At 57.2% G+C, this 13,426-nt stretch carries 12 protein-coding genes; 5 read left to right on the forward strand and 7 right to left on the reverse strand.

The genetic code is table 11. The annotated features are described in order from the left end of the window. The 6 genes from NW815_RS08105 to sufR form a co-directional block, all read right to left on the reverse strand. Window positions 1–2,238: DUF1796 family putative cysteine peptidase (locus NW815_RS08105; protein ID WP_414415888.1), on the reverse strand; the 2,238-nt coding region annotated here is incomplete at its 3' end. Between the two features lie 309 nt (window positions 2,239–2,547). Beyond that, on the reverse strand, window positions 2,548–3,897 hold the full coding sequence (locus tag NW815_RS08110) for a sensor histidine kinase (RefSeq protein ID WP_414388441.1): 1,350 nt from the start codon (window positions 3,895–3,897) through the stop codon (window positions 2,548–2,550). Window positions 3,898–3,930: 33 nt separating this feature from the next. Further along, window positions 3,931–4,512 carry a tRNA-(ms[2]io[6]A)-hydroxylase gene (locus tag NW815_RS08115; RefSeq protein WP_414349667.1) on the reverse strand — a complete coding sequence of 194 codons (582 nt, stop codon included), beginning with the start codon at window positions 4,510–4,512 and terminating at the stop codon, window positions 3,931–3,933. 30 nt (window positions 4,513–4,542) lie between these two features. Beyond that, window positions 4,543–4,989 (reverse strand): dihydroneopterin aldolase, encoded by a 447-nt coding sequence (folB, locus tag NW815_RS08120; RefSeq protein WP_414388443.1) that lies wholly within the window; start codon window positions 4,987–4,989, stop codon window positions 4,543–4,545. Window positions 4,990–5,134: 145 nt separating this feature from the next. After that, window positions 5,135–6,205 carry a 3-deoxy-7-phosphoheptulonate synthase gene (locus NW815_RS08125; protein WP_414388446.1) on the reverse strand — a complete coding sequence of 357 codons (1,071 nt, stop codon included), beginning with the start codon at window positions 6,203–6,205 and terminating at the stop codon, window positions 5,135–5,137. Between the two features lie 275 nt (window positions 6,206–6,480). Further along, window positions 6,481–7,197, reverse strand: a complete 717-nt coding sequence (gene sufR, locus NW815_RS08130; RefSeq protein WP_414388448.1) for an iron-sulfur cluster biosynthesis transcriptional regulator SufR — start codon at window positions 7,195–7,197, stop codon at window positions 6,481–6,483. Window positions 7,198–7,376: 179 nt separating this feature from the next. Between sufR and sufB the strand changes: the two genes are divergently transcribed. The 5 genes from sufB to NW815_RS08155 all read left to right on the forward strand — a co-directional run bounded on the left by sufB (window position 7,377) and on the right by NW815_RS08155 (window position 13,055). Further along, on the forward strand, window positions 7,377–8,813 hold the full coding sequence (gene sufB, locus NW815_RS08135; protein WP_414357846.1) for a Fe-S cluster assembly protein SufB: 1,437 nt from the start codon (window positions 7,377–7,379) through the stop codon (window positions 8,811–8,813). A gap of 128 nt (window positions 8,814–8,941) precedes the next feature. Then, entirely contained in the window at window positions 8,942–9,340 is a 399-nt protein-coding gene (gene mscL / locus NW815_RS08140) for a large-conductance mechanosensitive channel protein MscL (RefSeq protein ID WP_011431004.1), read from the forward strand. A gap of 97 nt (window positions 9,341–9,437) precedes the next feature. Continuing rightward, entirely contained in the window at window positions 9,438–10,253 is an 816-nt protein-coding gene (gene sufC / locus NW815_RS08145; protein ID WP_414415889.1) for a Fe-S cluster assembly ATPase SufC, read from the forward strand. Further along, on the forward strand, window positions 10,250–11,542 hold the full coding sequence (sufD, locus tag NW815_RS08150; RefSeq protein WP_414415890.1) for a Fe-S cluster assembly protein SufD: 1,293 nt from the start codon (window positions 10,250–10,252) through the stop codon (window positions 11,540–11,542). Before sufC ends, sufD begins: the two co-directional genes overlap by 4 nt. Before the next feature lie 349 nt (window positions 11,543–11,891). Further along, window positions 11,892–13,055 (forward strand): S-layer homology domain-containing protein, encoded by a 1,164-nt coding sequence (locus tag NW815_RS08155; protein WP_414388634.1) that lies wholly within the window; start codon window positions 11,892–11,894, stop codon window positions 13,053–13,055. 35 nt (window positions 13,056–13,090) lie between these two features. On the opposite strand, the gene NW815_RS08160 is transcribed toward NW815_RS08155, so the two are convergent. Further along, the coding region (locus NW815_RS08160) for an exopolysaccharide biosynthesis protein (RefSeq protein WP_414415891.1) at window positions 13,091–13,426 on the reverse strand (336 nt) is incomplete at its 5' end.

Raw genomic sequence — 13,426 nt, forward strand, 5'->3', positions numbered from 1 at the left:
TCTCATTACCCCTGTGCAGTACTTCCAATGCTCAGGATCTGCACACATGCGGTCGGGATTTAACTCCATCTCATAATGGATAACATTGGGGATCCCGGCAAACTCATCAGAAGACTGAGGAGAAACAATCAGCAGCAGAAAAGGCTTGCCCCTGCGCTTAGCCGCCAGCTTATCCATTAAGTCAACAACGGCCTCTCGCCGGCAACCCCCTGTGCGCACAAACAAGACTTTATCGGCTTTTTCCAAAACATACATAAAACGCTTGGCGCGAGCAGTGTAGCGAGTTCGCATTCGCTCATAGATGGGATCCATATTCTGAAGTGGATCTTCCCCCTCTTCCACCTCATGGCCAAAAGAGAGGCCCGTCCACTTGCTGTGGTAAATTCGCCGATCTTCAGGGCTGTAGTGTAAATATTGCGGATCCCACATGCCCTGAAACTCGTTGTGGATCATATCGGCCACATCGGCCAAATTGCTGGTGCGTGTCAAATCAAAAGGAAAGGCAGGCCCATCATATTCCAACTTGTAGAGCAGCATTCGCACCGCGCAGCGATCCCCTAACGGCACAATGGCAACACGATGAATATCGGATAATTTACAGGTGTATTCCAGCAGCATGACCGATCCAGGAGCAGCCTTTACCCGGCTTTCGAGGCCGCCTTCCCCGATCATCAGGGTTCGGAAGAGAGCTTCCCGGTGGCTCGGATCTTCGTAAACACCCATCGGCATGGCTTTGAGAGCGGCCCGCACTTCCTTCCACATGGGGTGGATGTTGTACTCGTGATTGCTCTGGTTGATCACGCACAGGCGAGGTATGGGATCAGAAGAGCCTTCTGAGGATCCACTGAGCTTGAGAAGGATCAACGATCCATCCTCGAAGATTGTTTCTACTGATTCCGAGGAAAAGAACTGAGCTATTGGGGAGAAGACCAGATCGGCATCTGCAGGAACGGAGAGGATGGTTTGCACCGAACCATCTTCTTGTACGGAAAGGGAATATAAGGTAGCATCCCCTAGCCTTTCATCGCTTTTGCCAATATACAGACCCGGCTGTAGACCTGCTTTTTGGAAAGCGGCTTGCAAAGGTTGCCAAGTGGGCGTGATGGTGTAAGGGTAGGGAGTTATATTCACGATGCGAAATTGGTTTTTGCCTGTTTCTGCAGTCACCCAAAAACCATGCTCATCTGCAAAAACGACCCGTTCTCCAACGGGTTGAGCAAGCTTTCTACGAGCTGAACTAACTTGGCTGGGATCCAGAAGAGAGAGATCGATGGCCTCAAACATGACCTGATGACCCTTGGAATTGGGGTGAGCTGGGTCAAAAGCAAGGTCTGGTTTCCAGCGGCCCTGTCCATCTTCCAAATGAGGCAGCCAATTGAACACAGGGCATCCCCAGCTGAGCATTCTTTGCTGAGTTTCTTGCAAAAGAAGATGCTGTTCTGGGCCGTAGTCTGCATGGGGATAAACCCCCCCCAGGATCGGCAAGGCTCCAATGTCTTGAATTCGCTGAATTAACCGCCGCAGGCCGTTTTCAAACCGTCTCTGCAGGGCGCGGCGATGCTGGGGCAAGGCCGATGCCAAGCCTTCATTTCCCAAAGACAAAGCAACAATAACGACATCAGGACGTTCAGGGATCACCGCCTGCTCAAACCGCAACAGAGTTCGGCTGACATTGGCCCCCAATTGGGAGAGATTTCGCACTTGATGGCCATAGCGCTCTTGTAGAGCTTTCTGCAACAGCCAAGCCCAACCTCGCAACAGCCAAGCGCTGCACCCCAGGGCAACGGAGCTGCCCAAAATGACGACTTTTAGCCCTTGCGGATTTTCCGGTTCGACCTCGGGAATGGGATCGGCAAAATAGCCGTAAGGATAGGCAGGGATCCGGCCAAACTCCCCATCCTCGACAATCAAAACTGCCGGCAAAGGTTCTGGTTCAAGGGGCACCCAGCGATTGACAGCGGTGGATTCCCAAATCACTTGCCCACCGGCTTGCACGCGCAGATATCGGTACTCCACTCGAGGAGTTTCTTTTAAACATCCACTGTAGGGTAACAGCGGGCCGGGCGCGCCATCTGCCGGGCTCAACGGCAACTCTACCCACCACAGCGGATAGCGAGTCGGATCCGTCTGCAGCCAAATGCAATGGCAGGGATCCCAGGAGCCCAATTTTGCGCTGGATCCCACCAAGGCAATTCTCTCGCCCGGCTGGGTGATGGCACGAACCTGGAAGCGATACATAACGTTTTCCTGGCACAGGATTCAATGGGAAATTGTGGGGCTGCGCGGGCGGACTGCACTCACTCATCACCCAATCAACAGCTCAGCAGCCGGCTGAGAAGGGCAAGAGCCTGGGATCCGATCCCATCTCTGCTGTTTTATCCGGGAAAAAGAGAAGTTCTTAAATCTGGAAAGGAAAGATCTCTAGTACCCAAAAATCCAGTTCAACTGGGCCAATACGGTTCTTAATACAGTTCTGAATAAAGACTCAGTCAATCTTGACTTAAAGCTAGCATATTGACCGAGGGCTGTCTGTTTTCCAGAGCACTTTCAGACCCTCTCTGGGGTACAGGTTTCCAACTGCCGCTGGGGCAAAATAACTTCAAAGCTGGATCCCTGGCCCAGCTCACTCTCCACCTGCACCTGACCTTGATGCTGTTGGGCAATGCTTTTGACGATCGCCAGCCCCAAACCTGACCCCGAGAGGCGACCGGGATCCCCGCTGCGAGCCGGATCTACCCGATAAAAGCGATCGAACACATGGGGCAGAGCCTGGGGGGGGATCCCTGGCCCGGTATCTTGTACCCGTACCACCAGCTCTGGGGATCCGGAGCGCAGCCGTTGTTCCAGCCTCACCTGCACCTCTCCTTGGGGGGGAGTGTGGAGAAGGGCATTTTCGATCAAGTTGGTGAACAGGCGGGCCAATTGATCTTCATCTCCCCAAAAACCGAAGGGATCCACCTGGGCGGGAGAAGGTTCCGTCCCGCTCTCAGGGGCAGCAATCTCCAGCTGCAAGCGGATCTGCTTTTGGTTGGCCAGGCCCTGCAGCTCTTCCACCACCTGCAGCAGCAGAGCATCCAGCGCACAGCAACGGGGTTGGAAAGGCACCATACCGCTGTCGTGGCGGGCCAGAAACAGCAGGTCATCCACCAGGCGACCCAGCCGCAAACACAGCCGCTCCACCATCTGCCAGCGCTGCCGGGTGTCGGCATCCAATTGGGAATCTGCCAAAGCCACCTGTACCGCGGTTTGGATGCTGGCCAAGGGACTGCGCAGCTCGTGAGAGGCGTCGGCGGTAAATTGCTTGAGCTGCTGATAAGACTGCCGGATGGGCTGCATGGCCAAACCGGAGAGCATCCAGCCGATGGCTCCCACACTCGTCAAGCCGGCCACCACCCACAGGGAAAGATCCCGGATCAACTGTCGCGTTGGCTTGCTCACCTCAAACCAAGGATGGCTGACCCGCAGATAGCCCAGCAGCTTCCCACCGGCCACAATCGGCTCGGTGAACTGGCGCAGCCAATACCCAGGGGCGATACGGGCAGTGTGCAGGGATCCCTCGGTCAACAGGGGGGCAGGGATCCCGCCGGGTACCGTGGACCAGATGAGCGTTCCCTGAGGGCCGAACCACTCCAAGTCGATGTGATCGTCCTCTAGGGTGCTGGGATCATCCCGAAAGCTGGCCTCCAAGCTGCGGCGGGCCTGCTGCGGATCCAAGAGGCTCTCATCCACCACCAAAGACCGCTCGACAATTTCCACCACATGGCCAAGAGTATCGTCCACCCGCTCGATCAGGGTTGACTGCACGTACCAATAGAAGCTGCCGGCAAACAACAGCAGCAACACTGCCGTAACCGTTGTATACCAGAAGGCCAACCACTGCCGCGTCGCTTGAAACATGGGAGCTGCACCGCGGGGGGAAACGGAGTGGGGCTAGCTGTGAACACGGGGTTCGGGGTGAAGGGAAGACAAGATCTCGGCCTCCACCTGGAGTAGAGTATCGAGACGCTCCTGCACCTGATCGGCGGGAAACTGCTCCAACGCCAAATCCAAGTAAAGCTGCCAATGGCGCTCCTCCGCAGCCGCCAGCCAGAGATAAAACTGCCGCAGCTCTGGGTCGGGCGCGTGGATCCCCAACAGGCCCAAGCGTTCGTGGCTGCGGGCCTCAATGATGGCTGCCACCAGCAGGGTATCCAACAGATGCTCCGGCTCGGAGCGGCGCAGGTGTTGGTTCAGACGACCGGCATAGGGCGCAGCCGACAAGGGCTTGATGGGGATCCCCAGCCGTTGCAGGTGGCGATGCACCCGCTCAAAATGCTGCAGCTCCTCCCGCGCCAGCGGCGAGAGGGTTTCCACCAAACGCCCGTTAGCCGGGTAGCGAAAGAGCAGACTGAGGGCGTTGCCCGCTGCTTTTTTCTCACAATTGGCGTGGTCTAGCAAGACCAGATCGATGTGCCGGGTAGCCTGTTCGATCCAGTCCTCAGAGGTACGAGAAGCAAGTTCTAGAGCAAGCACAGGGTCGGTAGGAAAGGGTTAAGAGAAGTTCTAGGGACGAACAATCTCCACAGTAACCCGCCCCGTCAGCTCCGGGATCGGGGGATGACACTTGGTCAATCGGATCTTAGCTTTGCTGGCCCCTGTCTCCCGCAGCACCATTTCGGCAATCGCCTCCGCCAAGCTCTCGATCAGCACAAACTGATTGCTTTTCACCAATTCCGCAATCCCGGCCACAGCAGAACGGTAGTCGAGGGTGTCGCGCAACTGGCCGCTGAGAGCAGCCGGGCGCAGATCCGCCCACAACTCGAAATCCACCTCAAACCATTGCCCCAAAGCCCGTTCCGCCTCATCAAAACCGGTATAACCGTAGTAGCGCAGGCCGGAGACGATCAGCCGATCTCGCAACTGCTCGGGGGGTCGCCGAGGGATCCGATCGGGATCCGGATAGGGCTGCTGACTGTTGCTGCTGACACTGGTGGGGATCTGTAGCTCCATCACATCCTCCAAGCTCGACCTGGAGACCCCATCCCACAGGGCCTGACGAAACAACGAAACCTTGGCTCGACCTTAGGAGCCGGTTGCCCCCTGTTCCCATTTCCTTTTTGATTCCCTAAGGAATTGGCTCCGGGATCCCCATCCCTCAATGGCTGAGGGCCAACGCTCTTCCCTCTACGGTCGCCGCCATCTCCCGCAACAGATCTTCCGTCTCTTCCCAGCCGATGCAGCCATCGGTGATGGAAACCCCGTACTGGAGCGGCGCCCCTTCCTGCCAGGTTTGCTTGCCCGGGTAGAGGTTGCTCTCCAGCATCAGCCCCATCAGAGCCCGCTGCCCCGCCTGGTACTGCTGTAGCACCGCTCGACAGACGGATCCCTGGTTGCGGTAATTTTTGTGGGAGTTGTCATGGGAGCAGTCCACCATCACCGAGCGAGGGATCCCTTGATCCTTCATCAGCAGTGCCGCCCGCGCCACATCTTCCGGGCCGTAGTTGGTCTTGCCCCCTCCCCCCCGCAACACGATGTGCCGATCCGGGTTGCCGGTGGTTTTCACCAGAGCCGTCATGCCATCTTGGCCAATGCCCAAGAAACTGTGGGGATGGCTGGCGGAGAGGATGGCATTGAGAGCGATTTCCAGCCGTCCATCGGTGCCGTTTTTGAAGCCCACAGGCATGGAGAGGCCGCTGGCCATTTCCCGGTGAGTTTGGCTTTCGATGGTTCTGGCGCCAATGGCCGCCCAGCTCACCAGATCTGCCGTGTATTGAGGGGTCACCGGATCCAGCATCTCGGTAGCACAGGCCAGGCCCAGCTCGTTGATCTGCAGGAGAATGGAACGGGCCAGTTGCAAGCCGGTGGCAATGTCGCAGGAGCCATCCAGGTGGGGATCGTTGATCAGGCCCTTCCAGCCCACCGTGGTGCGGGGTTTCTCAAAATACGTGCGCATAACGATCACCAGGTGCTCCCGAGTTTGGTCGGCCACCCGCTTGAGGCGATGGGCATACTCCAGAGCCGCTGCGGGATCGTGGATGGAACAGGGGCCGACGATCACCACCAAGCGATGGAGATCCCGTCCGTGGATGATGTCGCGGATGGCTTGCCGAGTGGAGAGCACCACCTGGGCTGCCGTTTCCGTAAGGGGCAGCTTGGCCTTGACAGCAGCAGGGGCAATCAAGGGAGTCACCTCTTGGATATTGCAATTGTCGGTTTGAGGGGGCATGGAACTGTCCTCAGCGTGCAAGTGGGTAGATGGGGTCGTCGAGCCATCAAAAAAGCCCTGGCGCTGGGCTCAGGGCTTCAGGACTGACTCGGGTAAACTGTAGGTCTTTGTTTACGCGCCACCCTTCTGCCCTGGTCGTTGCCAGGGAAAGCTAAAGTAGCCAAAAAAGGAAGCGCGCCAGACCATGCGGAGAACAAACTTAAAACCTGTACGAGATAACTATACCCGAAAAAACCCTGTTTGCCATCTCAGGGATCCGGTTTCCTGAGGAAGTCTTAAGTCGACCGAGCCGCTGGCTTGGCAATCCAGTAGCCGCAGGGGTGTTCTCCCTGCACCTGCCAGGTGATGCGCTCTACCCGGCAATCGGGCAAGGCGGCAGCAAACATCTCCAGTTCGTGGCCGCAGACGCTGGGAAAGGTGTGGGCAATCTGAGCAATGGCGCAATTGTGCTCAACCAACACATACTGCTCGACGTAATACTCGGATCCCTCTGCTGCCATCGGCACAGTCAGGTCGGCAGGATAGGGGTAGTACTCCGCCATGTAACCCTCCGCCTGGCGCAACTGCACCAAACGCTCCAGCCGCTCCCGCAGGGATCCAGATCCCAGTTGGGCCTGATATTCCCGGGCTTTGCGCTGCCACTGGTGGTGGAGAAGGGATCCCATCTGTTCGGATCCCAGGGTTTCGGCCAGGGTGTTGAGCAGGCCAAGGGCAAACTCGTCGTAGCTGGCGGGGAACTGCTCTTCTCCCAAGGGGCTGAGCTGATAGAGATGCTGGGGTCGCCCTAGACCATTGGGTTGAGCGACATGTTGGATCAACCCCTCTGCCTCCAGATCCTTGAGGTGGCGGCGGATGGCCTGGGGAGAAATGCGCAGGTGCTCTGCCAGCGTTTGGGCGTTGGCCTGCCCCGCCTTGCGCAGGTAGACCAAGATGGCCTGCTTACTCGAAGCGGGTTGAGCGACCTGCCCGGTGATCTTGCGCGTGCTGTCCACCCTCGCCCTCCTGGTTAGACTGGGTTAATCGGCTGCCGCTGCCAGCACAGCTCTCTGCTATTTTGACAACGGGATCATTGCTAAAGTAACCTGAGGATCAGTTAAACAACAACTCTGTTGTTTTATTTGGCCATCTGTCTTAGTCGCGTTTCTACCCTGTCACTCTCTGAGAGCCATCCATGTCTACAAGTGTCCGCGCCCTGGTCAACCAGCCCTACAAGTACGGCTTTGTAACCGACATCCCCTCTGAGTCGATTGGCAAAGGCTTGAACGAAGAGGTGATTCGGCAGATCTGGGCCAAGAAAGGGGAGCCGGACTTTATGCTAGAGTTCCGGCTGCGGGCCTACCGCCAGTGGCTGAAGATGAGCGAGCCCACCTGGCCCAACGTCAGCTACCCGCCCATTGACTACCAAAACATTGTCTACTACTCGGCCCCCAAGGTGCAGCCCAAGAAAAAGAGCCTGGACGAAGTGGATCCGGTGCTGTTGGAGACCTTCGAGAAATTGGGGATCCCCTTGTCAGAGCAAAAGCGGCTGGCCAATGTGGCGGTGGATGCCATCTTCGACAGCGTTTCGGTAGCCACCACCTTCCGGGAAAAGCTGGCCAAGGAAGGCGTGATTTTCTGCTCCATGTCAGAGGCACTGCGGGAGTATCCGGAGCTGGTGCGCAAGTACTTGGGCAGTGTGGTTCCCATTGCTGATAACTACTACGCGGCGCTGAACTCGGCAGTGTTCAGTGATGGATCCTTTGTCTATGTGCCCAAAGGGGTGCGCTGTCCCATGGAGCTTTCCACCTATTTCCGCATCAACAACGGCGAATCGGGCCAGTTTGAGCGCACCCTGATCATTGCCGACGAGGGATCCTACGTCAGCTACTTGGAAGGGTGTACTGCCCCCATGTTCGATACCAACCAACTGCATGCGGCGGTGGTGGAGCTGATCGCCCTAGACAATGCCGAAATTAAATACTCCACGGTGCAGAACTGGTATGCCGGCGATGAAAACGGCAAAGGGGGCATTTACAACTTTGTAACCAAGCGCGGCCTGTGTCAGGGGGCAAACTCCAAGATCTCCTGGACGCAAGTGGAGACCGGCTCGGCCATCACCTGGAAGTACCCCAGCTGTGTGCTGGTGGGGGAAAACTCGGTGGGCGAATTTTACTCGGTTGCCCTCACCAACCACTACCAGCAGGCCGATACCGGCACCAAGATGATTCACGTGGGCCGCAACACCCGCAGCAAAATCATTTCCAAGGGCATCTCGGCGGGGCACTCCAAAAACAGCTACCGCGGCCTGGTCAAAATCGGGCCGAAAGCAGAAGGGGCCCGCAATTTTTCCCAGTGCGATTCCATGTTGATCGGGGATCAGTGCAGCGCCAACACCTTCCCCTATATCGAGGTGCAAAACAACACCGCCAAAGTGGAACACGAAGCTTCCACCTCCAAGATTGGAGAGGAGCAATTGTTCTATTTCCAGTCGCGCGGGATCGGCATGGAAGATGCCGTGTCCATGATCATCAGCGGCTTCTGCCGAGAAGTGTTCAACCAACTGCCGATGGAGTTTGCTGTAGAAGCCGATCGATTGCTGAGCCTAAAGTTAGAGGGATCCGTCGGCTAGGGGATTGTTCCCGACGTGAAGCTAAGCAGCTGGGGAGAGGCTACTGACATCAGTGGGATTTCAGGAGAGGGGTGACTCCCAAGGCAGAGAGGTTTTGAACTATAAAGGCTAGGCAGGAGAAGTTCCCTATGCGGGCATTTCTGGAGGAGTTCAAAAAGTTCATCAGCCGGGGCAATGCCTTAGATTTGGCTGTTGGCGTTGTTATTGGAGGTGCTTTTGGGAAGATTGTGACTTCTTTTGTAGCAGATCTGTTTACTCCAGTTTTAGGCTTGATGATTGGTGGAGTGAGCTTCCAGAACTTGGTCTGGAAAATCGGTGGAAGTCCTGAAGACCCAGTTACGATTAACTACGGTAGCTTTCTGCAAGCTGTGTTTGATTTTGTGATTATCGCTTTTGCCATCTTCTTACTGGTGAAGGCGATCAACACCCTACAGCGAAAGGAGGAAGAATCTCCTCCCACATTGCCCCCACCAGAAGTGGTTTTGCTGACAGAGATCCGGGATATCCTCAATCGCCACTCCCAATAGAGCTATAGGGGATCCTTAGGCCCAAAATCCAAACCTGGTTTAGGGATCCCTTAACTTTTCAGCTCCTGCCCTTCGGTGTCAACCCTAGAGTCTAGCCATGATCCGTGAAAACAGCCCTGTTATCTTATCCGTTCGAGATCTCAGCGCCGAGATCGATGGCACCCCCATTCTCAAGGGGTTGAGCCTGGAAATTCGCGCCGGAGAAATCCACGCCATCATGGGCCCCAATGGTTCTGGAAAAAGCACTTTTTCCAAGATCTTGGCTGGCCACCCCGACTACCGGGTGACAGGAGGCGAGATCCTCTATCTGGGCAAGAATCTTCTGGAAATGGAACCGGAGGAGCGGGCTTGGGCAGGGATCTTTTTGGCATTTCAATACCCCATCGAGGTTCCGGGGGTGAGCAACTTGGATTTCTTGCGGGCTGCCTACAACGCCCGACAGAAATATCGGGATCAGCCGGAACTGGATGCTCTGGATTTTGACGACCTGGTACGGGAAAAGTTGGATATTGTCAAAATGGATCCCGCTTTTTTGGAGCGCTCTGTGAACGAGGGCTTTTCCGGCGGCGAGAAAAAGCGCAACGAGATCCTGCAAATGGCGGTGTTGGAGCCCACGCTGGCCATTTTGGACGAGACGGATTCCGGCCTGGATATCGACGCGCTGCGCATTGTCGCCCAGGGCATCAACCGACTGGCCGGCTCTGAGAATGCCATGCTCTTGATCACCCACTACCAACGCTTGCTGGACTATGTTACCCCCGACTACGTGCACGTGATGGAGGGGGGTCGTATCGTCATCAGTGGGGACAAGACCTTGGCGCTGGAGCTGGAGGAACGGGGCTACGACTGGATCAAAACTCAGTCGGGTCAAGAACCGGCAGCTGCGACATCTCGGCAGGAGAAAGAGGGATGAGCGCCACCTTGCCCAAACCTTTTGCCCCAGAGAGCCGCCTATTCCTGGAGCACATCCTCGGCCAAATCCCGGAAAGGCAGGATCCCTACACCACCCTTAGGCAGCAGGCCCGCGCCCAATTGGCCGAACTGGGGATCCCGACCCCACGGGAAGAAGATTGGAAATACAGCGATCTCTCGCCGCTGCTGGCCCACGAGTTTCGCCTGGCTGTCGCGGCGGATCCGGCTCTGGATGCGGCAACCCTAGAGCCCTGGCTTTGGCCGGAAGCCAGCTATAGCCGCGCCGTGTTCGTCAACGGCTACTTTGCCCCCCAGCTTTCTGATTTGAGCGGCCTGCCCACCGCTTTGCAGGTGATCCCTTTAGCCCAAGCCCCAGGGGAGTTGCTGCAAACCCTGGCCAAGACGGATGTGTTTACGGCCCTCAACACCGCTCATCTGGGAGATGGGATCCAGATTGGCCTACAGCCCGGCCAGGAAGTTCCGTCACCGCTGCACCTGCTGTTCATAACGGTGGCTCCTGAGGGAGAGGCCGTTTTGGCCCAGCCCCGCTGCCTGCTGTCTTTGCAAGCCCACAGCTCCCTCACGCTGATCGAAGATCATGTATCCCTGGGATCCGGGATCCCCTTTGGCAACGCGGTTACGGAGATCGCCCTGGCAGAGGGATCCCGCTTGCACCATGTGATTTTGCAAAGGCAGGGATCCCCAGCCTTCCACATCAACCAGACCGCCGTGCGCCAAAGCTGCGACAGCCACTACCGCCTCCAGGCGATTCAGTGGGGATCCCAGTTTTCTCGCCACAACCTGGAGATCACCCAAGCCGGAGCCCAGGCCCACACCCAACTGCAGGGGCTAACGCTGCTGAAGGGATCCCAGCACAGCGACACCCACTCCCGCCTGGTGCATCAGGCCCCCCACGGCAGCAGCCGCCAATTGCACAAGTGCATTGTGGACGAGACGGCCCATGCGGTCTTCAGCGGACGGATTCTGGTGAGCCGAGAGGCCCAACTGACGGACGCCGCCCAGACCAACCGCAACCTGCTCCTAGGCCCCAAAGCGCGGGTCGACACCCAGCCGCAACTGGAGATCTTTGCCGATAACGTCAAATGCGCCCATGGGGCCACCGTCAGCCAACTGGAGGCGGAAGAGATCTTTTATCTGCAAAGCCGGGGTATTCCCCAAGCTGAGGCCAGGCAACTCCTCACCTGCGCTTTTGCAGCAGAAGCCCTGGAAGGGATCCCGTTGGCTCAACTTCCCACCCTGGTGGCCCGCCAGTTGGCTGGGATCCCGTGAATCCAATCAATTCCAATAACAATAATCAATAACAATAATAAGTTGTTGCTCCCCCATTACCCTCAAGAGTGACCAGACTTGGGCGTAATGGATAGGCAGCACTGACGCGACAGAGATTTAGGGGTTTCCTTATCAATTCTCTGCAGTTGCGTTTTGCTGCAAATCTTAGGTTAGAAACGCTCAAATTACCACAGAGCAAGGGTTTTAGCCATTGTCATCACTGAGGAAATAGCCAGAATAAGAGTAGCCATTGACCCAGCGATGGGCGCTACGACAACTCGGTGAACGAACGATGTTTCCCTCTCTTTTAACTCCACGTGCAGCAGGCATACTCCTATCGGGAGCTGTCTTGGGCATCCACTGCCAGGTGGCCATGGCCGCTCCCTTCCGCGACACCTTTGGTCACTGGGCCCAAGCCTACATTGAGACCCTCTCCGCTCAAGGAGTGTTGAACGGCTTCCCCGATGGTACCTTCCGCCCCAATGAGCCGGTGACCCGCGCTCAGTTTGCCACCATTGTCAATACCGCTTTCCGCCTCCGCAATACCTCCGGTACTTTCATCGGCTTCCGGGATGTGCCCCCCACCCACTGGGCAGCCAGTGCCATCTCGACGGCAGCGGCCAACAACTTAGTCGCAGGCTTTCCTGATGGCACCTTCCGTCCTGAACAGCCCGTTACCCGCACCGAAGCGCTGGTGGTTTTGACCAACGCCATTGGCAACACGGGAGCGATCCCAGCCGCTCAGCCCAGTGATCTCTTCAGCCGCTATCGAGATGCGGCAGCCATCCCCAATTGGGCCCTGGCACAAATTGCGGCGGCCAACCGCGCCGGGTTGATTGTCAATTATCCAGACCCGATGCTCTTGGAACCCAACCGCCCCGCCACCCGTGCCGAGGTAGCAGCCTTCACCCACCAGGCCATGCTTAACCGGGGATCCTTGGTGGCACAAAACCCAGGGGGCTTGCCCTCCGGTTCCCAGCCAGGCTTTGACCTGCGCCTTTCCACCCTAGCGGCGGGCACCCTGATGCAAACCACCACCCCCTTCAACGAGCGCCTCTTCATTGCCCCCAACGAAACCCGGCCCATGTCTTTGATCGTCCGCAACCCGATTCGCAACACCCAGGGGGATATTCTGGTGCCTTTTGGCTCGCGGGTGGATGGCCGCTTTGAGCCAGCCCCAGGGGGCACCCGTTTTGTGGCGGAAAGCATCATTGTCAACAACCAACTGTTCCCCTTGGCTGCCCAGTCAGACATCATCCACGATGTCAAGGATCCCCGCTACACCACCACAGGCAAAATCATTCAGGATGCGGCCATCGGTGCAGCAGCAGGCGCTATTCTCGGCTTGGTAACCGGAGACAATGCCATTGCCACAGAGGAAGTGCTGGGGGCAGGGGTGGCCGGAGCGGTAATTGGCAATGTAACGGCACCACAGGTGGTGGTGCTGGATCCCAATCAGGTGATCGAGCTGCGCCTCACTCAGGATCTGGCGCTGACCCCGACATCCCGATAACCGGTGCAAGGCCGGAATAAGCGGTGTCGGCACGGCTATCTCCCCAGCCAATCCAAAAGGGTTGTTCCCCCCAACCACAGGCCGATCAAAATGGAAGTGGTCAGCAGTCCTCCTGCTACACAGATCAGGGATCCCAAGCTGCACAGGATCCCGTCTTCTTCCAGGAGGCCAAAAGCGGTGACGAAAACCCCCATTGCCGGCAGGGTGTTGGTGCCTGGAACGGGGATGATCATGGAAATCCCCATCAAGCCGATCCAGGTGCCCAGCCAGACTTGGCCGAGCCGTGTGGTGCAAAGCTGCTTCCAACGGGGGCGGGCAATTTTTTCAATGCGCTGCAACCATGGGATCCCAGCCTGCACCCACTTTTGAAA

The sequence above is a fragment of the Synechococcus sp. R6-7 genome (assembly GCF_047461695.1).
Classification (GTDB): Bacteria; Cyanobacteriota; Cyanobacteriia; order Thermostichales; family Thermostichaceae; genus Thermostichus.